The organism is Kitasatospora sp. NBC_00070 (assembly GCF_045041205.1).
Classification (GTDB): domain Bacteria; phylum Actinomycetota; class Actinomycetes; order Streptomycetales; family Streptomycetaceae; genus Kitasatospora.
In genome coordinates this window covers 2,020,874-2,041,220 of record NZ_CP108247.1, presented here as the reverse complement: position 1 = coordinate 2,041,220, position 20,347 = coordinate 2,020,874, and the positions used below count along the sequence as shown (strand labels likewise).

Below are 20,347 nucleotides of genomic sequence, written 5' to 3'. Positions count from 1 at the left end.
GACGAGGGCCAACAGGAGACTTTACGCCCGCACGGGTGTGTAGCCCGAATGCCGTTCGCATCTCGGTCATTCTCTCGGGTCACCCCTGTCGCAACCGGCAGCATCAGGGGTCCGTACAGAAAAGGGCAAATCGGTGTGATTCCTGACACGCCAACCGGGCGTGTCCCCGCCCGAGACGTCAACCTTTGGGTGGGATCGGGGTGCGGGTACTTGCGCGAACCGCCGGTCCCGTGTGGACTACGGCCAAGCCTCGGCAAGGATGTCGAGCCGAATACTGGAGGTTATTCCCGTGAGCGCGACCGCGGACCCCGCGGACAAGTCCAACCCGGCGCACCGTCTCGGCTTCGAGCCGGGCCAGATCGTCCAGGAGCTCGGGTACGACGAAGACACTGACCAGGACCTCCGCGAGGGCATCGAGGAGATCACCGGTACTGAACTCGTCGACGAGGACTACGACGACGTCGCCGACGCCGTCCTGCTGTGGCACCGCGAGGAGGACGGGGACCTGACCGATGCCCTCGTCGACGCCTTGGAGTACCTCGCAGAGGGCGGCCTGGTCTGGCTGCTGACGCCCAAGACCGGCCGGGACGGGCACGTGGAGGCGCACGAGATCGCCGACGCCGCCAAGACCGCCGGACTCTCCCAGACCAGCTCGGTGGCCCTCGCCAAGGACTGGGCGGGCACCCGCCTGGCCACCCCGAAGGCGGCGAAGACCGGCAAGCGCTGAACCTCGGAACATCTCGGGACGGGCCCCGCTGGAGGAAACTCCAGCGGGGCCCGTTCGTTTCGCCGGCCGGCCTGTAGCTGCCGCCGGTGACCGTGTTCACCCAGGGCGAAATCGGGGGTGGGTCGGGCAACTGCCCTCACCCGTACGGCGGAACGGGCCCGATCGGATGCGAGGATGCCTGAGTCGCCCGACCTGGGGCATTCACGCAGGAGGACCAGCATGGCTATCGAGGTAGGCACCGAGGCTCCGGACTTCGAGCTCAAGAACCAGCACGGCGAGCTGGTCAGGCTCTCCGACTTCCGGGGCGAGAAGAACGTCGTGGTGGTCTTCTACCCGTTCGCGTTCACCGGTGTCTGCACCGGCGAGGTCTGCGCGATCCAGAAGGAGCTGCCGCGCCTGCAGAACGACTCCGTGCAGGTGCTCGCGGTCTCCAACGACTCGCCGTTCACCCTCCGGGTCTTCGCCGACCAGGAGGGCCTGGAGTACCCGCTGCTCTCCGACTTCTGGCCGCACGGCGAGGTCTCCCGGGCGTACGGCGTGTTCGAGGAGGAGAAGGGCTGCGCGGTGCGCGGCACCTTCGTGATCGACAAGACCGGCGTGGTCCGCTGGTCGATCGTCAACGGCCTCCCGGACGCCCGGGACGAGCAGGCCTACCTGGCCGCCGTCGACGCGCTCTGAGACCCCTTCCGAGGCCCTCCGGCGAGCTCGCCGGAGGGCCTCGGCGCGCGGTGCGGACGGCTCGGCGGACACTTCGTCCGTTCGACCGGGCCGGGTCACTGCCCACGAAGGGGAACCCGGCACTACGATCGGGCCGTTGGGCAGAGTGAAACACCATCAGCGCTTATGGAGGACCAAGTGGGTGTCAGCCTCAGCAAGGGCGGCAACGTCTCGCTCACCAAGGAGGCCCCGGGCCTGACCGCGGTCGTCATCGGCCTCGGCTGGGACGTCCGGACCACCACCGGCTCGGACTTCGACCTGGACGCCAGCGCGCTGCTCCTGAACGCCGAGGGCAAGGTCGGTTCGGACGGCAACTTCGTCTTCTTCAACAACCTGAAGAGCGCGGACGGCTCGGTCGAGCACACCGGTGACAACACCACCGGTGAGGGCGAGGGCGACGACGAGCAGATCAAGGTCAACCTGGCCGCCGTCCCGGCGGACGTGCTGCGGATCAACTTCCCGGTGTCGATCTACGACGCCGAGAACCGCCAGCAGAACTTCGGCCAGGTCCGGAACGCGTTCATCCGGGTGGTGAACCAGGCGGGCGGCGCCGAGATCGCGCGCTACGACCTCTCCGAGGACGCCTCGACCGAGACCGCGATGGTCTTCGGCGAGCTGTACCGCAACGGCGAGGAGTGGAAGTTCCGGGCCGTCGGCCAGGGCTACGCCTCCGGTCTGCGCGGCATCGCCCAGGACTTCGGGGTCAATGTCTGACCTGAGTGCCTCGCCCGGAACCGGGTGAATAGGCTTGAGGCCGGGGCCGGCCGGAGCGTACGCGCTTCGATCGGCCCCGGCCTTCGCCGTCTCGGCGGCGCGGGCGGGTGAGTTCAGGAAGTTCAGCGGGCCGGTAAGGGCCCTACGAGCGCCGCGGGGGCGTACACCTGGGAGGTCGACGGCCCAGGGGAGGGTCGCCCGCGGCACCGTGCGGCACGCGTGGAAGGCGTGCGGTACGGACGGGAGCCCCGGCGACGGGGGGAGCTGGAGGAAGCATCATGAGTGTCACGCTCGCCAAGGGCGGTAACGTCTCGCTGACCAAGGCCGCGCCGAATCTGACGCAGGTGCAGATCGGTCTGGGCTGGGACGCCCGTTCCACCACGGGGGCCGCGTTCGACCTGGACGCCAGCGCGCTGCTGTGCAGCGGCGGCCGGGTGCCGGACGACAACCACTTCGTGTTCTACAACAACCTGCGCAGCCCGGAGGGCTCGGTCGAGCACCAGGGCGACAACCTGACCGGTGACGGCGACGGCGACGACGAGACCGTGGTGGTCAACCTCGAACTGGTGCCCGCCACCATCGACAAGGTGGTCTTCGCGGTCTCGATCTACGACGCCGAGACCCGGCTGCAGAACTTCGGCCAGGTCAGCAACGCGTACATCCGGGTGGTGAACCTGGCGGACGGTCAGGAGATCGCCCGCTACGACCTCTCCGAGGACGCGTCCACCGAGACTGCGATGATCTTCGGTGAGCTCTACCGCTACCAGGGCGAGTGGAAGTTCCGCGCGGTCGGCCAGGGCTACGCCTCCGGCCTGCGCGGCATCGCCCTGGACTTCGGCGTCAACGTCCAGTAGCCCCGCCCCTCCTGTCACCCGAAAGGTAAACAACTCCCGTGGTCCTCCGTACATTCGGCTGGTCGTTCGGCATCACCGCCGCCGGCCTGGTCGCCGCCGGCCTGCTCTGGGGGTGGGAGGGCTTCGGCATCGTGCTGATCCTCTCGATCCTGGAGATCTCGCTCTCCTTCGACAACGCGGTGGTCAACGCCACCGTGTTGAAGCGGATGAACCCGTACTGGCAGAAGATCTTCCTGACCGTCGGCGTGCTGATCGCCGTCTTCGGCATGCGGCTGGTCTTCCCGCTGCTGGTGGTCGGCCTCACTGCGCACCTCAACCCGGCGACCGTGATCGACCTGGCGCTCAACGAGGGCAAGGAGTACGCCGGGCACACCTACGGCCAGTACCTGGAACTCGCCAACCCGGCGATCGCGGCCTTCGGCGGCATCTTCCTGCTGATGATCTTCCTGGACTTCATCCTGGAGGAGAAGGACTTCAACTGGCTCTCCTGGCTGGAGCGTCCGCTGGAGAAGGTCGGCAAGCTCGACGCGTTCTCCTCGGTGATCGCCCTGGTCACCATCGCCGTGGTGGCCAACGTGTTCGCCGGTGACAACGCCGAGACGGTGCTGCTGGCCGGTCTGCTCGGCCTGGCCACCTACCTCGCGGTGAACGGCCTCTCCAGCGTCTTCGAGCACCGTCTGGACGAGGACGCCGAAGCCGAGGAGGAGGCCGAGAAGTCGGGCAAGACCCTGATCCAGGTCGGCGGCCGGGCGGCGTTCTTCCTGTTCCTCTACCTCGAAGTCCTCGACGCCTCGTTCTCCTTCGACGGCGTGGTGGGCGCGTTCGCGATCACCCAGAACATCTTCATGATCATGCTCGGCCTGGGCATCGGCGCGATGTACATCCGCTCGCTGACGGTCTACCTGGTCCGCAAGGGCACCCTGGACGACTACGTCTACCTGGAGCACGGCGCGCACTACGCGATCGGCGTGCTGGCGGTGATCCTGCTGGTCGGGATCGAGTACCACGTGCCGGAGCTGGTCACCGGTCTGGTGGGCGTCGGCTTCATCGCCGCCGCGTTCGCCTCCTCGGTGCTGCGCAACCGGCGCGAGCAGGCCGTGGAGGCCGGCAGCAGCTGACCCCCGGTCAGGTACGCGGAAGGGCCCCCGACCACTGGTCGGGGGCCCTTCCTGCTGCGTTCCGGGCGTCAGCCCAGGCGCTGCTCGATCGCCCGGAGCTTGCGCTCCAGGGTGTCCAGCGAGTCCAGCTTGGGCATCGACTGGGTGTCGTCGTCGACCGTCAGGTCGATGGTGGAGCCGCCGCCGACGGCGGCCCGCGGGCGACGGCCCGCGGTCAGCGCGGCCGGCTCCAGGGCGGACGGGCCGACCTTGGCCATCGGGTCATCCGCTGGCGCAGGCTCCGAAGCGGCCTGGCCGTCGCCGGAGCCCGCGGTCAGGGCCGGCACCTGGCGGCCGCCCCGGCTCCGGCTGAGCACCCCGCCACTGGCCCGGGAGATCGCCTTCAGCTCGGCCCGCTCGCGGCGGTCCGCACTGCGGGCCCGGACCTTGGCGTCCAGCTTGGCCTGCCGCTCCTCGCGGACCTCGTCGACCGCCTCGTCCAGGCTGCGGACGTTCTCCAGCAGCATCAGCGACCAGGCCGCGTAGGTCTCGCGCGGGGCGCGCATCCAGCGGACGATCCGGATCTGCGGCAGCGGGCGGGGCACCAGGCCCTGCTCGCGCAGCGCGGCCTTGCGGGTCTGCTTCAGGGCCCGGTCGAACAGGATCGCGGCCGAGATCGACATCCCGGAGAAGAACTGCGGGGCGCCGTCGTGGCCGCCGCCGCGCGGGGCGTGCACCCAGTTGAACCAGGCCGAGGCGATCGCGAAGACCCAGACCAGCAGGCGGGAGCCGAGCGCGGCGTCACCGTGGCTGGCCTCGCGGACGGCGAGCACCGAGCAGAACATCGCGGCGCCGTCCAGGCCGAACGGGACCAGGTACTCCCAGCCGCCGGACAGCCCGAGGTTCTCGGTGCCGAAGCCGACCAGGCCGTGGAAGGAGAGCGCGGCGGCCACCCCGGCGCAGCAGAACAGCAGCACGTACGAGGAGATGCCGTAGACCAGCTCCTTGCGGCGGCGGCGCTCCTCACCGCGCTCCCAGGAGTCTTCGGATTCGGCCTTGTTGTTCTTGAACCGCAGGGCGGCCACCAGCAGGGCGGTGAACAACAGGGCTGAACCACCTACTACGGTCCAGACCAGCTGTATGGAGGAGAGGTTCATCGCGGCGTGGGCCTCGGCTTTCCGCAGTTCGGGGCAGCGGCGGGTGCGTCGGACCGAGCGGCGGGGCGATCGCGCCGCGACAGAAGGGCCGAGCGTACCCGTACGTGACGGCAGGTACACATGTGCGGCTAGACGATATCGCGTCCAGGAGGCGTGCATGCTACGGGAGGTGACTATCCATCTGCCAGCCCGGCGCACCGGGGATCTGACGGTGGCTCGGGCCCCCCGGCTGGGTATGGGTCCGGTACGGTGAGCTGGCCGAACTGGGGAGGGAAGCGATGGTCTCGTTCTGGGAGTACCTGCGCAAGGATCGTGACAGCTTCGACACCGCGAGCCAGTACAAGATCACCCTGACCAAGTCCCAGCCGCAGCACGCCCTGACCGGCCCGGCGGCCACCACCGGGTACCTGTACGTCAACCTGCACTGGACCACCAGGACCGCCGAGTCGGTCACCCCGGGCGCCTCGCTCAAGCGGCTGCTCAGCCCGCGCATCCTGCGGCCGATGGAGCCGGACAGCTACTCCCGCCCGCAGGTGAACGTCGACCTCGACCTGGCCTGCATGTACGAACTGGCCGACGGCACCAGGGGAGTGGTGCAGCCGCTCGGCAAGTACTTCGGCGACCTGCAGCGGCCGCCGTACATCAAGCTCAGCGGGGACGACGTCTACGGGGCGCCGTCCGGCGAGACGATGTACATCAACCTGGAGAAGAAGGACCAGTTCCGGCGGCTGCTGATCTTCGTCTACATCTACGACGACACCCCGGCCTTCGACCGGACGCACGCCACCGTGACCATCGTCCCGCAGACCGGGCCCCGGCTGGAGATCGCGCTGGACCAGCGGGCCGCGACGGCCCGTTCGTGTGCGGTGGTGCTGATCGAGAACACCGGGGACGGGCAGTTGACGGTCCGTCGGGAGGTCCGGTACGTGCACGGATTCCAGTCCGACCTGGACCGGCTGTACGGCTTCGGGATGCAGTGGCAGCGCGGCTACAAGGCGAGCACGCCGGAGGGCTGAACCGCCGGCTCAGCGCGGCTGGAACTGCGGGCCCTGCGGCGGCAGCACGAACGGCGGCTGGGCGACCTGGGGTTGGGCGACCGGGGGCTGGTAGGCGGGCTGCGGCGGGTAGCCGTACCCGGGCTGCTGCTGGGGCTGCGGGGCCGTCTGCGGCTGGTACGGCGGCGGCGGGGGGATCGGGCGCGGGGCGGCCGGGGTCAGCGTGTAGCTCTCCGGCTCCGGGGTGACCGGGACGATCGGGACCACCGTCGGCGGGTCCGAGGGCACGTGCGCGGCGTCGTCCTCGACCGTGATGCCGTAGTCGGTGGCCAGCGCCCCCAGGCCCTCCGCGTACCCCTGGCCGATCGCGCGGAACTTCCAGCCACCGCCGCGGCGGTACAGCTCGGCCACCACCAGGGCGGTGACCTGGCCCGCGTCGGTGCAGGAGAACTGGGCGATCGGCGCGGCCCCGTTCGGCGCCGCGGCGTCGTGCAGCACCACCCGCAGGTCGGTGACGGCGGGGAAGGCGCCGCCCTCGGCGGAGCCGGCCAGCACCACCCGGTCCACGTCGGCCGGCAGCTTGCCCAGCTCCACCTCGACGGTGTCGGCGACCTCGGCGCCGCTGCGCTGCTTCGGCAGGTGGCGGACCAGGCCGGAGGGGTGGCGGGGCTGGTTGTAGAAGACGAAGTCGGCATCCGTGCGGACCTTGCCGTCGACGCCGACCAGCAGCGCCGAGGCGTCCACGTCCGGCGCACCCGCCGACGTCGTCCAGCGCAGCACGGCACGGACGCCCGCGGCCGTCAGTGAGATGTTGGCGCCCTTGGCCATCACGTGCGTCATAGCGGACCATCCTGCCGGTTCCCGACCGGTCCGGACAACGCGACGGTCGGCTTCGTTCGTCTGCCCGCGATCCGCACGGCTTCTCCGCACCCGCTCCACCTGTGCCGGACGAGGGACACTTGCTGTGTGACGTGGACGGTAATCTTCCGAGAATTCGACGTTTCAGATGTCCGGAGTGGCTGAAATCGACCGTACGATGGCCGCTTGCGGAGTCGGGCACCAACTCACCCGGCCCGGAAGGTCATTCCTACCCCGTCGAGCCGTCCCGCGAACCATCGGGTCGGCCCATCCGTCTATCCAGAGTCAGTCCGAGCCGGACCCCTCCGAACTTCCCGGGAGAGCATCATGCGCCACTTCGGCCATCTCGCTGCAGCCGACCGCAGCCGCCTCTTCCTGGAACAGCCCGCCGAATTCCACCGGGACAGCCCCGCCGAGCTGCTCTCCACCGCGCTGGGCGCCACCCTCTACAGCCCCGCCACCCGGAGCACGCTGCTGGCGGACGTCCGCAAGCAGGCCGCCCGGGGCGTGGTGTCGATGGTGCTCTGCCTGGAGGACGCGATAGCCGACCACGAGGTCCCGGCCGCCGAGGCCAACCTGGTCGCCCAGCTCACCGAGCTGCACGCGGCCGGCCCCGACGAGGACCTCCCGATGCTCTTCGTCCGGGTCCGCACGCCCGAGCAGATCACCGAGCTCACCGACCGGCTCGGCCCTGCGGTCACCCTGCTCTCCGGCTACGTGCTGCCGAAGTTCACCGAGGAGAGCGGCGGCCCCTTCCTGGAGGCGCTGACCGCCGCCGAGACCGCCTCCGGGCACCGCCTGTTCGCCATGCCGGTGCTGGAGTCGCCCGAGCTCGCCCACCTGGAGACCCGGCGCGAGCAGCTGTTCGGCATCGCCCGGCTGCTGGACAAGTACCGCGAGCGGGTGCTCGCCGTCCGGCTCGGCGTCACCGACCTGTGCTCCGCGTACGGGTTGCGCCGCTCGCCGGACCTGACCGCGTACGACGTGGCGCTGGTCGCGAGCGTGATCGGGGACGTGGTGAACGTGCTCGGCCGGGCCGACGGCACCGGGCACACGGTGACCGGGCCGGTCTGGGAGTACTTCCCGGTCCAGGAGCGGATGTTCAAGCCCCAGCTGCGCCGGACCCCGTTCGCGGAGGCGCACCCGCCGGCCGAGGGGCTGCGCCAGCGGATCATCGAGCACGACCTGGACGGCCTGATCCGCGAGATCGAACTCGACCGCGCCAACGGCCTGTTGGGCAAGACCTGCATCCACCCCAGCCACGTCCCGGCGGTGCACGCACTCTCCGTGGTCACCCACGAGGAGTACTCGGACGCCCGCGACATCCTGCAGCAGCACCAGGGCGGCGGCGGGGTGCTGCGCTCGGCGTACACCAACAAGATGAACGAGGCGAAGCCGCACCGGGCCTGGGCCGAGCGGGTCATGCTGCGCGCCCAGGTGTTCGGGGTGGCCCGCGAAGAGGTCAGCTTCGCGGAGCTGCTCGGCGCCTGCCTCTGCCCCTGATTCACCTGCCCCTGAGGCACCGCCCCTGGGGACCTGTCCCTGGGTTACCGTCGAGAGTCACCCCGAGTCCGTTCGCAGCGGGTCCGTCCGCACCGAGAAAGCAGGAGTTTTGGCAGTTCAGGACGTATCAGGGACGTGGACCGGCGGCTGGGTCACCGAGCGGCTCGGTCTCCGGCTCACCGGCTCGCCCGAACTGCCCGGGCTGATCGGGCTCGCCCTGCGGGAGAACCCGAAGCGGGCCCACCTGCTGGTCTCCCGGGTGCTCGGCAAGCACGTGCCGCAGCGCCCCGCCGTGGTGCACGGCGCCGGGCTGGAGCTGGGCCGCCGGGTCCGCGAGCTGCTCGGCCCGGACGCCGCCGCGCAGGCGGTGGTGCTCGGGTACGCCGAGACCGCCACCGCGCTCGGGCACAGCGTGGCCGACGGCCTCGGTGCGCCCTACCTGCACTCCACCCGGCGACCGGTGGCCGGGGTGGCCCCGGTCGGCGGCTTCGAGGAGGAGCACTCGCACGCCACCTCGCACCTGCTGCTGCCCGCCGACCCGGCCTTCCTGGCCGGGGACGGGCCGCTGGTGCTGGTCGACGACGAGTTCTCCACCGGCACCACCGTGCTCAACACCATCCGGGCGCTGCACGCCGGGCACCCGCGCCCGCACTACGTGGTGGTCGCCCTGGTCGACCTGCGCACCCCGGCCGACCGGGCCCGGCTGACCGAGGCCGCCACCGAGCTCGGCGCCCGGCTCGACCTGCTGGCCACCGCCACCGGCGGCGTCGAGCTGCCCGCCGACGTGCTGGAGCTGGCCGCCGGCCTGATCGCCGCCGCCCCGGCCCAGACCCCGCCGGCCGGCCCGTCCGCACCGGTCGAGCGGGTCGAGCTGCCCTGGCCCGCCGGACTGCCCGAGGGCGGCCGGCACGGCTTCTCCACCGCCGACGCGAGCCGCCTGGACGCCGCGCTGCCGGAGCTGGCGGCCCCGCTGGCCAAGGCCCTGGTCGGGCGGCAGAACGTGCTGGTGCTGGGCTTCGAGGAGCTGATGTACACCCCGCTGCGGATCGCCGGTGCACTCGGCGAGCTGATCGGCGAGGACCGGGTCCGGTTCTCCACCACCACCCGCTCACCGGTGCTGGCGGTCGACCACCCCGGCTACGCGATCCGCACCCGGCTGGCCTTCCCCGCGCACGACGACCCGGCCGACGGCCCGGGCGAGCGGTACGCCTACAACGTCGCGCCCGGCAACGACGCCGGACGTCGCTTCGACGCCGTGGTGCTGGTGGTCGACCAGCCCGCCGACACCCCGGCCCTGCACCAGGGCGAGCGGGCGCTGCTGCGCCAGCTCGGCCGGGTCACCGACCAGGTGGTGCTCGCCGTGCTGCCGTCCGTGCAACCCGTATGCCAGGTCCCTTCCGTTCTACCGTCTGTGAGTCCGATGAGCCTTCCCGCTCCGCTGCACGGTCCCGCCTTCTCCTCCTACCCTGCCGAGGACGTGAGCTGGCTGCTCACCGACCTCTCCGAGGTCGCCCTGGAGGCGCCCACCGAGGAGCGCGAGGAGGCGGTCCAGTCCGGCGGTGCGCACTACGCCGAGTCGCTGCCGGTCGAGTACCAGCCGAGCCCCGAGTACCAGGAGCTGTTCCAGCAGGCGCTGACCACCTCGGTGGACCGGATCGCGCTCGCGGTCGGCACCGTGGCGGAGACGCTCCACCGCGAACGCCTGGGAGCCGGAAGCGAGTTGGTGTTCGCCTCGCTGGCCAGGGCGGGCACCCCGGTGGGCATCCTGCTGCGCCGCTGGTTCGCCTTCGCGTACGGCCTGGACGCTCCGCACTACGCGGTCTCGATCATCCGCGGCAAGGGCATCGACCCGGTCGCGCTGCGCTACCTGGCCGAGCGGCACGACTCCCGCCAGGTGGTCTTCGTGGACGGCTGGACCGGAAAGGGCGCCATCACCCGGGAGTTGGCGGCCGCGCTGGAGGGGATGCCGTTCGACCCCGAGCTCGCGGTGCTCTCCGACCCGGGCGGCTGCGTCCGCACCTTCGGCACCAGGGACGACTTCCTGATCCCGTCCGCCTGCCTCAACTCCACGGTGTCCGGCCTGATCTCGCGCACCGTGCTGCGGGACGACCTGATCGGCCCGGACGACTTCCACGGCGCCAAGTACTACCGCGAGCTGGCCGGGGCGGACGTCTCCCGGAGCTTCGTCGAGGCGGTGGCCGGCCGGTTCGCGGCGGTGCGCGCCGAGGCCGTCAAGGCCGCCGACGCGCTGGCCGACACCGACCGCACGCCGGACTGGGCGGGCTGGGCCGCGATGGAGCGGATCAGCACCGAGTACGGCATCGACAGCGTCAACCTGGTCAAGCCCGGGGTCGGCGAGACCACCCGGGTGCTGCTGCGCCGGGTGCCCTGGCGGATCCTGGCCAAGCGCGGCACCGGTGCGGACCTGGACCACGTCCGTCTGCTCGCCGCCCAGCGCGGTGTGTTCGTCGAGGAGGTGGACGACCTGCCGTACTCCTGCGTCGGTCTGATCCACCCCCGTTTCAGCCGCGGCGCGACCGGCGCCGACGGCACGGCAGTCAAGGTGGAGCACTGATGGACCGTCAGTTCATAGTCGCCAGCGATCTGGACCGCACCCTCATCTACTCCAACCGGGCGCTCGCCCTGGACGTGCCCGACCGGCTGGCGCCCCGGCTGCTCTCGGTCGAGGTGCACGACGGCAAGGCGCTCTCCTTCATGACCGAGCAGGCCGCCGAGCTGCTGGTCGAGCTGGTCCAGCGGGTGGTCTTCGTACCCGCCACCACCCGGACCAGGGCCCAGTACGAGCGGGTCAACCTGCCGGGCCCGACGCCCGGTTGGGTGCCGCCGTACGCGATCTGCGCCAACGGCGGGCAGCTGCTGGTCGGCGGCGTGCCGGACAAGGACTGGCAGGGTGAGGTCAAGTCCCGCCTGAAGGACGGCAGTTCGCCGCTGGCCGAGGTGGTCGAGCACCTGGCGGTGAGCGCCGACCCGGAGTGGACCCACAAGCGCCGGGTGGCCGACAACCTGTTCGCGTACCTGGTGGTCGAGCGGGCGATGCTGCCGGCCGGCTGGATCGAGGAGCTCACCGGCTGGTGCGCCGAGCGCGGCTGGTCGGTCTCGCTCCAGGGCCGCAAGGTCTACGCGGTGCCCACCCCGCTCAGCAAGAGCTCGGCCCTGGCCGAGGTGGAGCGCCGGGTGGGCGCGGCCACCGTGCTCTCGGCCGGCGACTCGCTGCTGGACGCGGACCTGCTGCTGGCCGCCGACCAGGGCTGGCGCCCCGGTCACGGCGAGCTCGCCGACGCGGGCTGGACCGCGCCCGGGGTGACCGCGCTGACCCAGATCGGGGTGGCGGCGGGCGAGGAGATCGTCCGGCAGTTCCTGGCCACGGTGGGCGCGGTGCGCCCGGCCGGGGTGGCTCAGGCGGAGCTCTGACGGCGGGTCTTCCGCGGTGGGTTGGTGGGGCGCGGGGCCTGGGTGGTCCGCGCGCCCCTTCGGCCGTCGGCTAGCTGCAGCACCCGCCGCCGCAGCAGCCACCGCCCGAGGACTGCTGCGGGGCGGCGCCGGCGCTGCTGCCGCCGCCCGTCACCGCGACGGCGGAGAGCAGCTTGACGGTGTCGGTGTGCCCCTGCGGGCAGAGGGCCGGGTCGTTGGCCTGGGCCATGGCGCGGCGGAGTTCGAACGTGGCGCCGCAGGTGCGGCAGCGGAAGTCGTAGCGAGGCATGCCCGCAGCGTACCGAGTACCGGCCGACTTGGCGCCGGTCGCTGCGTCACTCCCCGTCCGACGGCCGGTCGGTCCTGCGCTTCTCCCGGACGTACACCTGCTTGCGGAGCCGGGCGACCACCGAGCCGTCGGCCGCCAGTACCTCGGTGTGGAACCAGACCAGCGCCTTCTTCCCGTCCGCCGTGAGCTCGCGGATCTCGGTCAGCCGCTCCTCGGTGAGCTCGAACTCCGCGAAGATGTCGCCACGCCCGGGGGCGACGAAGTCGATCTCGGCGGCGGCGTCCCAGACCAGGTAGCCGGGGCCGAGGTTCTGCATCACCAGCAGCATCCAGAACGGGTCGGTCATCGCGAAGATCGAGCCGCCGAAGTGGGTGCCGACCCAGTTCCGGTTGAACCAGCGCAGCCGCAGCCGGACCTTCGCGGAGCGGAAGTCCGGGGAGACCGCGAGCACCCGGATGCCCGCGAACAGGAACGGTGGCCAGAGGTTGATGCCGCGCCGGAAGGTGGTGGCGCTCAGGGTGCGCTTGCGTGCCATGGGGCGACTCTAGCAAGGAAGTTACCGGCGGGTAATGTGGTCGCCGTCACATTGCTCTGTGCTCAGTGGTGGATGCCCCGGATCAGGGTGACCACCTCGGCGGCGGTCTCCCGGACGGCGGTCAGCTCGGTCAGGAAGTGCCAGTAGTCGGGGTGCCGGCCGGCCTCCTCCAGGGCCGCCACCGCCCGGTCCAGCCGGGCCACCGCGGCGTCCAGCGGAGCGGCGTGCCGGGGGTCCGGCGTCTGCCGGCCGGCCATCGCCAGCCGCTGGGCGTCCCGGATCGCGAACCTGGCCCGCTCGATCTCCTTGTGCGGGTCGTGCGCGACCTCGTTGAGCTGCCGCAGCCGCCCGTGCACCGCCGCGACCGACTCGTCCGCACTCTCCAGCAGCGCCCGTACCGTCCCGATCGCCCCGGTCGCGTCCGGCCAGCGCTGCTCGTCCCTGGCCCGGACCGCCTCGGCCAGCTTGGCCCGGGCGGCGGTGACCGCCTCGGTCGCCTGCTCCGGCACGTGCTGCAGGTCCTGCCAGCAGGCCAGGCTGAACCGTCGGCGCAGCTCGCTCAGCGCGGGCTCGACGGTCCCGCTCTTGGTCTCCAGCGCCTCGATCCTTGTACGCAGGCTGCCCACCCTGCGGTCGATCTCCCGGGCCTTCTCCGGCCGCTGCTCGGCCGAGACCCGGATCGCCTCGGCGCGGAGCGCCACGTCCTCGGCCCGCTTGAGGGTCGGTGCCACGCCGTGCCGGCCCGCGCCCTCGTTCAGCTTGGTCAACTCCGGGGCCAGCTCGGCCAGTCGGGCCGCCAGATCGTCCGCCTTCAGCCCAGCCGCGCGGACCGTCTCCAGCGCGGTGGTGGCCCCGAGCAGCGCCCGCTTGGCCCGCTCCACCGCCGGGGTGACCCGGATCAGCTGGGCCTCGGCGTGCTGGATCAGCGGCTGCAACCGGGCCAGGAAACCGGTGAGCTCGGACTGCGTACCGGTGAGCTTCTGCTTGGCCTGCTCCAGCGTCCGCCGGGCCTGGTTCGCGGTCGCCGCGTCGAGCTCCGCGTCCTCCAGGTCGTGCGCGTCCAGCGCGGCCAGGTACTCCACGCTGACCTCGTTCACCCGGCCGGCCAGCTGCTGGAAGTCGGTGAGCGCCTGACGGGCCGTCCGGTCGTCCTCGGCGGCGCGGATCGTCTCGACCGCGAGCTCGACCTCCCGCTGGGCGGAGTCCAGCTCGTAGAACGCCTGCTGCGCCGCGTCCCGGGCAGCCTGTGCCTCCGCCCGCTGCGTGTCGGCCCGCCGCCACCAGCCACCCCGCCCGCCGCCGCCACCGGCCACCCTCACGCCCACACTCCCAGTCCGGTCCGCCAGCCTCAGCCCCATTCTCGCCGATCACCCCACGATCCCGGCACCCCCTTTGGTCCCACACCCCGAATACCTGCGGCGCAGCGCTCCCAGGACCAGGTACTCTTACCTCTCGTCGTACGCGGCCGGACCTTCGGCGCGCCGCGACGGGGGCGCATAGCTCAGCGGTAGAGCGCCGCCCTTACAAGGCGGATGTCGGCGGTTCGAAACCGTCTGCGCCCACAGTGCTTGAACTGCACCGAAGCCCCGAACCGTTCCCGGTCCGGGGCTTCTGACATCAGAAACTGACATCAACGGGGCTTGCGCAGCAGCCGATCCATGTTGGCCAGGGCGTCCCGCTGGGAGTCCTGCGTGACGTGGGTGTAGACGTTCATCGTCAGCCCGATCTGGCTGTGACCCAGGATCTCCATCACCACCCGGGGCGACACCCCGCAGGCGACCAGCAGCGTCGCCGTGCCGTGCCGAGCGTCGTGCAGCCGGACCACGGGCACCTTCGCGTCGGCCGCGATCCTGCGGAACGAGCGGTAGACGTTGGTCGGCTCGACCGGTCGGCCGGACCGGGTGGTGAAGATGTAGCCCGTCTCCACCCACTTCGCGCCGGCCGCCTGCCGGGTCTCCTCCTGCCGCAGCCGGTGCCAGCGCAGCGCGACCACGGCGATCCGGGGGAGCGGGATCGGCCTGCGCTTGCCGTTCTTCGTGCTGTCCGCGTAAAGCGCGCCATCGACCCGGTGCAGCTGCTCACTGACGACCAGCGACCGGTCGGCGAGGTTCACGTCCGACCACCGCAGGCCGATGATCTCGCCGCGTCGCATGCCGAGGGCGATCGCCAGCACGAACGCGGCGTAGAGCGGGTCCGTCCGGGCCTCCGCCAGGAAGGCGAGGGTCTGGTCCAGCGTCCAGGGCTGCGATTCCTTGCTCACCACCCGGGGCGGCGGCACCATCATGGCCACGTTCCGGCTGATCAACTCGTCCCTGCAGGCGGCGGTGAGTGCGGTCCGCAGCACCTTGTGCGCTTCCTTGGCGGTGGCGGCGCTCGCCTGCTTCGTCACCTGCGCGAGGAACAGCCGCACGTCCCGGGGGCTGAGCGACTCCAGGCCCTTGGAGCCGAGCAGGGGGACGAGGTAGAGCCGTACGTGCATCTCGTACTTCGAGGCCGTCGTGCGCTTGCGCTGCGGGACCACGAAGTGCTCCAGCCAGTAGGGCAGCCACTCGGAGAGCTTCGCCGAACGCGTCGGGGTGGGGACACCCTGCTTGTCGCGCTCCACCAACTCCCGGCGCTTCTGGTCGCACTCCTCCCAGGTCTTCCCGTAGACGAACTTGCGGGCCCGGGTGCCGTCGGGCTGCGGGACGTAGACGGCGGCCTGGTAGCGGCCGTCCTTGCGCCTGGTCACGGTGCCGGAGCCGTTGGGCTTCTTCTTTGCCATCAGTTGCTCTCTTCCATCTTGCTGCGGATGTAGTCGGTGAGGCTGTCGGTGGGGATACGGCGGCATCGGCCCTCGGTGAAGGTGCCGAGTTTCTTGGAGCGGATGAGGTCGTAGACCTTGCTGCGGCTCATCCGAAGGGCCGTCATGACTTCTGGGACGGTGAGGACTTCGGGCGTGGCTGTGGTCACATGCGGCCCTTCGGTGAGCGGTTCGGATGTGGTGGAGAGCAGGACGCGGCGCCTGGGCAGGCGTGCCTGTCCGAGGCTGGGATTTCTGCGTCATTGCGTCACATGCGTCAGATGAGCTTCTGACCTGCGGTTTCGCGTGACGCGACGTCAAGGGGCTGCGTCATGGGTGTGTCACGGGCTGCGTCACGCCGTGACGCACGTGACGCAGGATGACGAAGCGGCCGCCGTCTGCGTCACGGCCGTCTGCGCAGGTCAGGCGCCGGTTTTCGGCCCGCGTGACGAACGTGACGCAGCGTCTTCCTACTTAGGAAAAAGGAAGGGCGTCTGTTGTAGTTCGGGCCCCCTCAGAGCGAAAGGAGGAGCCGCTGCGCGGCACGACCTTCGGGCGGCTTCGCCGAACAACAAGAGGAGCACCCATCGCCGGGCGGGCCGGTGCTCTTCTTGCTGTTCAGGTAGTGAGGGTCAGAGCAGCCGGGGCTGTTCGTGCGGCGGCGGGACGGCCGGACGGGCCATCTCCAGGTACCGGCCCTCGCGGGTGCGGCCAGAGTCCACCAGGACACCCCGGGCCGCGAGGGTGGGTTGGAGGCGCTTGAGGCGGTCGGAGAGGACTTTGCCGGTGGTGGGCCAGCCCTTGGGCAGGGGCCGCAGGTCGGGTTCGCTGTAGAGGCGGCTGAGACGGCTCAGCCACTCGGTCGACGTCTGGCGCTGCGCCGCGCCGGGGGCGATGGTCTCGGCGTGCCGCAGGACGGTCTGCGCCAGGAGGTCGCCCTCGATCACGTCGTCGTTCAGGTCATCCAGGCTCGCCCGGTACGCGGCCAGCACCCCGAGGCCGGTCGCGGCGTCGAGCTGCGCGCACAGGTGCGCGAAGTCGGCCATCCGCAGATCGGTCGGAGTCTCCGCCTGCGCCGCCCGCACCTTGACGGTCAGGTCCAGCAGCGACCCGAGCACGATGGGCAGGGCCTGTTCGTAGTCCGCCCACAGCTCCGCCTCGGTACGCCTCACTCGGGGTCGCTCCAGCCGCAGCGGCAGCAGCCGCTCCGCCAGGTCGGGGCGGATGACGCCGACGTCGATGCCGGTCAGCAGCAGCGGCCGGCGGTAGCTGGCCCGGACCACGTCGCCGTCGGTGAACAGGGCGCGCTTGACGCTCTCGGCGCCGGTGACGATGCAGCACATCGCGTCGGAGAGGTCGGGGGTCATGTGGCTCAGGTTGTCGAGGGCGGTGACCCATCCGGCCGCCACGGCGGCGATGAGGTTTTCCTCGTCCTTGGGGGCCCGGCGCAGGTCGCCGCTCATGCCTTCGATGATCCGCACCAGCATCCGGCCGCCGGAGGACTTGCCCGCGCCTTGCGGCCCGGTCAGGAACGGCGCCGGGACCGGCACGGACGGGCCCAGGCAGCCGATCAGCCAGGCGATGGCCAGGCATTCGGTCTGGGCGGTGGCGAAGTTGCACAGCCGCATCAGCAGGTCGATGCCCTTGCTGTCGGTGTCCTTGACCGGGACGGGCAGTTCTCCGGTGAGCTGGGTGCGCCGCCAGCACACCTCACGCGGGTCCGGGACGACGGTGTCCCAGCCGGTGGGGTGGATGCGCACCGAGAGGCCGTCGGAGCGGCCCAGGTCCAGCCACGTCGCCCCGTCGAACCCGGGGGCGACCCGGATGTGGACGGGCTGCACCTCTTCCGTCAGCGCCAGGGCCTCGATCAGGTCCAGTGCCTCCTTGAGCGCGGTGCCGTTGAACACCCCGAGCCCGTCACGGTACAGACCGACCATCAGTTCCTGGCGGTGGCTGCCGGTGGTGCCCTGGGAGCGGATCGGCCGGGCCACCGGGTGGCCGGTCTTCTGGGCGTAGACGGTGCCGTCGGCGGTGCGGAAGTACCGGAAGTGGGCCTGCGCGTAGTCGGTGATGATCTCGCGTGCCGGGGTCTTCTCGTCCTCCGCCACGGTTACATCCCCAGCCTGTGGACAGCGTTCGCCCACGCGTCGGCGCAGTGCCGGGGGCTCTCGCCCTTGGCCTGCGCGGCGGCGAACAACCGCGCCGTGTGCGCGTCGGTCAGGCAGCCGCACCGGCCGTGCGTGGCCAGCACGGACAGGAACGCCCCGAACACGGCCGCGTGCACGCCGCAGGAGGCGTTGGTGATGCGCTGCTCGGCCATGGCGATGCCGCGCTCCAGGTACGCCGGGCTGCGGTGCGGGCACCGCCCACCCCCGACCAGCACCGGCACGGTCACCGACCGGGCCGGAGAAGGCGCCCGTACCAGCAGCGCCCGGACGACGTCCGGCAGGGCGACAGTGGTTCCGGTGCCGGACCCGACCCAACGGGCGTAGGACATGGACGACTTGATGTCCACACCGGGCCGCACCGCGTTCGCCGACTGCATGGCGCCCTGGTAGATCCAGTGCTCACCCCGGGTCGTGGGCACGGTTCGGGTGGCGGGAAGCTCCGCGCGGGCCCACGAGATGGCTTCCGCGTTGTCGAGGTCCACGACGGTCAGCACGGCCCCGCCGGGGTGGTAGGCCACCCCGGCCGCCTCGCGCCACGCCCGCTCCCACTCCCGGGAGTTGATGACGTCGGGGTCAGTGCTGGCGGCGGCCCAGCCGTGGCACGGGGCCAGGCAGAGGCAGGGGCCGGGGGTCTTCATGTTCGGCCGGCCGCCGCACGCGTTGCCGGTGCAGGCCCGGCAGTTGCCGAACGGCACCTTCCCGGCTCGCAGCGGCAGCACGGGCACACCGGACGCCGCCAGAGTGATTGCGGCGGACAGGCACTCTCCCCAAATGAGGGTCGAATCGGTCATGCTGGGTGTCTCCAGTTCTCGATGAGGGTTGCTGGATTGGCGGCGGCCCCGGTTCTTGCCGGAAAGGGGGCCGCCGCTGCTGTTCATCGCGCTCTCGGCGCACACCTTGTGCGAGGGCTGGCGCTGGTCGTCGCGCCGGTCAGTCGATGTCGATGACCAGCGCGGTGGCGTTGTCCGCCTTGGCCGGGTTGGCGCCCACGGCCAGCTCGGTGAGCCGCTGCGCGGCCCGCTCCCGGGAACCGGCGAGCACCGGCGCCAGGAAACGGGACCGACCGGTGAGGGAACTGCTCCCGTCGGGGACGGGGAAGACGCCGGCCGCCTCGTGCGGGAGGTAGGCGCCGTCGGAGGCGAGCAGGAGACGCCGGGCGGTGCGCCGGGGACCGAAGCGGACCTCGGCCCCGCCGATCTCACCGGTCAGGAAGCACAGGGAGCTGGTCAGGCGGTCGTGCGCGTTCGGGCCCGGCGTCCGCCCCGTACGGCGCTGGCGGGCGGCCTCGTTGTGGTCGGTGGTGAGCAGGACGGTCCGGCCGCGCTCAGCGGTGAGGTAGGCGCGGCAGTCCCCGGCCCACGCGATGCTCAGGTCACCGGCGCGGTTGAGGACGGCGACGATCGCGGCGGCGTCCGCCGGCCACTTCTTCGGGTGGCCGAGGTGGGCGCGCTCGGCGTGCAGGACGGGGCGGGCCAGCTCGATCGCCGCGCGCGGGTCCCCGAGACCGGCGGCGGAGGACGCCAGGGCGAGCGCGGTGCGGGGCGTCCAGTCGGCGACGTGCTCGCGGTCGCCGATGCCGTCCAGCAGCACCCACGCACGGTGGCCGCTGTCGGGGTCGAGGTGGTGGGCAGTGGCGTCGGCCTGGTGGGTGCGGGCGCCGAGCTGCTGGGAGACGGTGTGGTTGGTGGTGTACACGGGCTGCTCCTTGTGCCGGTGGGCTGGACGGTCCAGCTCCCCTCACCACCCACCGCAGCCGGGCCGGTGGGTGGATCGGGCAACCGCCGTACGGGGCCGGTCAGCAGGCGAGAGCGGTGGCACCGAGCAGGGCCCTTGCCTGACGGCCGATCAGCTCGGTGTACGCGGGCGGGATCGCCTCCCGCAGGCCGTCGCGGGTGGCCCAGTGCATGCCCATGACTTCCGGGCTGCGGGCGAGGGGGACGTTCGAGAAGTTGCCGACGACGTGCATGAACTCCCCCTCAGCCACGGGGCGGCCCATCTTCGCGACGCGGGCCGCGTGGTCGGGGTGCGGGGGCTGGCCGATCCGGAGGCCGCCGCCGGTCTCGAACAGGCGGTGCCGGTAGGTCCGCAGACCGAACAGTGCGCCGCAGAGCATCACGGGGCTGATCAGTTCGTCCCGGGCCTCTTCGACGTTCTCGATGACGTAGGGGCGGCCGGTTGCGCGCATCGCTGCCCGGGTGGGTGCGATCAGGTCCGGGTGGTCGTTGCCCCGGATCTTCTGGGCCCGGCTGTAGCGCTGGCACGGCGGTGACCCGGCGAGCAGGTCGAAGCGGTGCCCGTGGCGGGCGATGAACTCCACCGCGTCGCCCTGCACGAACTCGAAGGGGTAGCGCGGCTGCTGGGCGAGGTCGACGCCCAGGACGCGGTACCCGGCGAGGTGGAAGCCCATGCTGGCGCCGCCCTGGCAGCAGAACGCGTCCAGCACGGTGAGCCCGTTCCACGGCCGGGCGGGCAGCCACCCGGCGGCCGGCCGCGCCCCCGGGACCAGAACCGGCAGCGCG

20 protein-coding genes and 1 tRNA gene are annotated in these 20,347 nt (G+C 71.5%); 10 read left to right on the top strand and 11 right to left on the bottom strand.

The features are described 5' to 3' along the window. Positions 1-289: 289 nt before the first annotated feature. The 5 genes from OHV05_RS09435 to OHV05_RS09415 all read left to right on the top strand — a co-directional run bounded on the left by OHV05_RS09435 (position 290) and on the right by OHV05_RS09415 (position 4,130). On the top strand, positions 290-727 hold the full coding sequence (locus OHV05_RS09435) for a DUF3052 domain-containing protein (RefSeq protein ID WP_403033215.1): 438 nt from the start codon (positions 290-292) through the stop codon (positions 725-727). Between the two features lie 219 nt (positions 728-946). Beyond that, on the top strand, positions 947-1,405 hold the full coding sequence (locus OHV05_RS09430; RefSeq protein ID WP_403033213.1) for a peroxiredoxin: 459 nt from the start codon (positions 947-949) through the stop codon (positions 1,403-1,405). A gap of 177 nt (positions 1,406-1,582) precedes the next feature. After that, positions 1,583-2,158, top strand: coding sequence for a TerD family protein (locus tag OHV05_RS09425; RefSeq protein WP_403033211.1), 576 nt, complete (start codon positions 1,583-1,585; stop codon positions 2,156-2,158). 278 nt (positions 2,159-2,436) lie between these two features. Further along, the gene (locus tag OHV05_RS09420) at positions 2,437-3,012 is read left to right on the top strand and encodes a TerD family protein (protein WP_184920069.1); all 576 of its coding nucleotides are present in this window, start codon (positions 2,437-2,439) and stop codon (positions 3,010-3,012) included. Between the two features lie 38 nt (positions 3,013-3,050). Further along, positions 3,051-4,130 (top strand): DUF475 domain-containing protein, encoded by a 1,080-nt coding sequence (locus OHV05_RS09415; RefSeq protein ID WP_403033208.1) that lies wholly within the window; start codon positions 3,051-3,053, stop codon positions 4,128-4,130. 68 nt (positions 4,131-4,198) lie between these two features. Here OHV05_RS09415 and OHV05_RS09410 read toward each other — a convergent pair whose 3' ends face one another. Then, the gene (locus OHV05_RS09410) at positions 4,199-5,266 is read right to left on the bottom strand and encodes a DUF2637 domain-containing protein (RefSeq protein ID WP_405017270.1); all 1,068 of its coding nucleotides are present in this window, start codon (positions 5,264-5,266) and stop codon (positions 4,199-4,201) included. Between the two features lie 278 nt (positions 5,267-5,544). On the opposite strand from OHV05_RS09410, the gene OHV05_RS09405 reads away from it, so the two are divergent. Beyond that, positions 5,545-6,282 carry a Tellurium resistance gene (locus OHV05_RS09405; RefSeq protein ID WP_405017269.1) on the top strand — a complete coding sequence of 246 codons (738 nt, stop codon included), beginning with the start codon at positions 5,545-5,547 and terminating at the stop codon, positions 6,280-6,282. Between the two features lie 9 nt (positions 6,283-6,291). Here OHV05_RS09405 and OHV05_RS09400 read toward each other — a convergent pair whose 3' ends face one another. Beyond that, positions 6,292-7,101, bottom strand: coding sequence for a TerD family protein (locus tag OHV05_RS09400; RefSeq protein ID WP_405017268.1), 810 nt, complete (start codon positions 7,099-7,101; stop codon positions 6,292-6,294). A 345-nt stretch (positions 7,102-7,446) separates the two neighbouring features. On the opposite strand from OHV05_RS09400, the gene OHV05_RS09395 reads away from it, so the two are divergent. From OHV05_RS09395 to OHV05_RS09385, 3 genes are all read left to right on the top strand, one after another. Further along, complete coding sequence (locus tag OHV05_RS09395) at positions 7,447-8,622, top strand: HpcH/HpaI aldolase/citrate lyase family protein (RefSeq protein ID WP_405017267.1); 1,176 nt, start codon at positions 7,447-7,449, stop codon at positions 8,620-8,622. Positions 8,623-8,731: 109 nt separating this feature from the next. Further along, positions 8,732-11,197 carry a phosphoribosyltransferase gene (locus OHV05_RS09390; protein ID WP_405017266.1) on the top strand — a complete coding sequence of 822 codons (2,466 nt, stop codon included), beginning with the start codon at positions 8,732-8,734 and terminating at the stop codon, positions 11,195-11,197. After that, positions 11,197-12,054 (top strand): HAD family hydrolase, encoded by an 858-nt coding sequence (locus OHV05_RS09385; protein WP_405017265.1) that lies wholly within the window; start codon positions 11,197-11,199, stop codon positions 12,052-12,054. The genes OHV05_RS09390 and OHV05_RS09385 overlap by 1 nt, the downstream gene beginning before the upstream one ends. A gap of 70 nt (positions 12,055-12,124) precedes the next feature. Here OHV05_RS09385 and OHV05_RS09380 read toward each other — a convergent pair whose 3' ends face one another. The 3 genes from OHV05_RS09380 to OHV05_RS09370 form a co-directional block, all read right to left on the bottom strand. Further along, the gene (locus OHV05_RS09380) at positions 12,125-12,343 is read right to left on the bottom strand and encodes a zinc ribbon domain-containing protein (protein ID WP_405017264.1); all 219 of its coding nucleotides are present in this window, start codon (positions 12,341-12,343) and stop codon (positions 12,125-12,127) included. Between the two features lie 46 nt (positions 12,344-12,389). Further along, positions 12,390-12,878 (bottom strand): DUF4442 domain-containing protein, encoded by a 489-nt coding sequence (locus tag OHV05_RS09375; RefSeq protein ID WP_405017263.1) that lies wholly within the window; start codon positions 12,876-12,878, stop codon positions 12,390-12,392. A 62-nt stretch (positions 12,879-12,940) separates the two neighbouring features. Next, positions 12,941-14,197, bottom strand: a complete 1,257-nt coding sequence (locus OHV05_RS09370; protein WP_405017262.1) for a hypothetical protein — start codon at positions 14,195-14,197, stop codon at positions 12,941-12,943. Between the two features lie 171 nt (positions 14,198-14,368). On the opposite strand from OHV05_RS09370, the gene OHV05_RS09365 reads away from it, so the two are divergent. After that, positions 14,369-14,440, top strand: a tRNA-Val gene (locus tag OHV05_RS09365). 68 nt (positions 14,441-14,508) lie between these two features. Here OHV05_RS09365 and xerC read toward each other — a convergent pair. The 6 genes from xerC to OHV05_RS09335 form a co-directional block, all read right to left on the bottom strand. Then, a complete protein-coding gene (gene xerC / locus OHV05_RS09360; protein WP_405017261.1) occupies positions 14,509-15,642 on the bottom strand; it encodes a tyrosine recombinase XerC in 1,134 nt (377 codons plus the stop codon). Then, positions 15,642-15,830: a helix-turn-helix domain-containing protein gene (locus tag OHV05_RS09355; protein ID WP_405017260.1), complete on the bottom strand. Its 189-nt coding sequence runs from the start codon at positions 15,828-15,830 to the stop codon at positions 15,642-15,644. The genes xerC and OHV05_RS09355 overlap by 1 nt, the downstream gene beginning before the upstream one ends. Positions 15,831-16,292: 462 nt before the next feature. After that, entirely contained in the window at positions 16,293-17,768 is a 1,476-nt protein-coding gene (locus tag OHV05_RS09350) for an ATP-binding protein (protein WP_405017259.1), read from the bottom strand. A gap of 2 nt (positions 17,769-17,770) precedes the next feature. Beyond that, positions 17,771-18,619: a bifunctional DNA primase/polymerase gene (locus tag OHV05_RS09345; RefSeq protein ID WP_405017258.1), complete on the bottom strand. Its 849-nt coding sequence runs from the start codon at positions 18,617-18,619 to the stop codon at positions 17,771-17,773. A gap of 139 nt (positions 18,620-18,758) precedes the next feature. Continuing rightward, positions 18,759-19,523, bottom strand: a complete 765-nt coding sequence (locus OHV05_RS09340; RefSeq protein ID WP_405017257.1) for a protein phosphatase 2C domain-containing protein — start codon at positions 19,521-19,523, stop codon at positions 18,759-18,761. Between the two features lie 100 nt (positions 19,524-19,623). Continuing rightward, complete coding sequence (locus tag OHV05_RS09335) at positions 19,624-20,235, bottom strand: SAM-dependent methyltransferase (protein ID WP_405021416.1); 612 nt, start codon at positions 20,233-20,235, stop codon at positions 19,624-19,626. Positions 20,236-20,347 lie beyond the last annotated feature (112 nt).

Bases quoted from the DNA above. Each gene is read 5' to 3' on its own strand.
- OHV05_RS09430 (WP_403033213.1), top strand. From the start codon at position 947: ATGGCTATCGAGGTAGGCACCGAGGCTCCGGACTTCGAGCTCAAGAAC.
- OHV05_RS09420 (WP_184920069.1), top strand. From the start codon at position 2,437: ATGAGTGTCACGCTCGCCAAGGGCGGTAACGTCTCGCTGACCAAGGCC.
- OHV05_RS09410 (WP_405017270.1), bottom strand. From the start codon at position 5,266: ATGAACCTCTCCTCCATACAGCTGGTCTGGACCGTAGTAGGTGGTTCA.
- OHV05_RS09405 (WP_405017269.1), top strand. From the start codon at position 5,545: ATGGTCTCGTTCTGGGAGTACCTGCGCAAGGATCGTGACAGCTTCGAC.
- OHV05_RS09400 (WP_405017268.1), bottom strand. From the start codon at position 7,101: ATGACGCACGTGATGGCCAAGGGCGCCAACATCTCACTGACGGCCGCG.
- OHV05_RS09395 (WP_405017267.1), top strand. From the start codon at position 7,447: ATGCGCCACTTCGGCCATCTCGCTGCAGCCGACCGCAGCCGCCTCTTC.
- OHV05_RS09385 (WP_405017265.1), top strand. From the start codon at position 11,197: ATGGACCGTCAGTTCATAGTCGCCAGCGATCTGGACCGCACCCTCATC.
- OHV05_RS09380 (WP_405017264.1), bottom strand. From the start codon at position 12,343: ATGCCTCGCTACGACTTCCGCTGCCGCACCTGCGGCGCCACGTTCGAA.
- OHV05_RS09375 (WP_405017263.1), bottom strand. From the start codon at position 12,878: ATGGCACGCAAGCGCACCCTGAGCGCCACCACCTTCCGGCGCGGCATC.
- xerC (WP_405017261.1), bottom strand. From the start codon at position 15,642: ATGGCAAAGAAGAAGCCCAACGGCTCCGGCACCGTGACCAGGCGCAAG.
- OHV05_RS09345 (WP_405017258.1), bottom strand. From the start codon at position 18,619: ATGACCGATTCGACCCTCATTTGGGGAGAGTGCCTGTCCGCCGCAATC.
- OHV05_RS09335 (WP_405021416.1), bottom strand. From the start codon at position 20,235: ATGGGCTTCCACCTCGCCGGGTACCGCGTCCTGGGCGTCGACCTCGCC.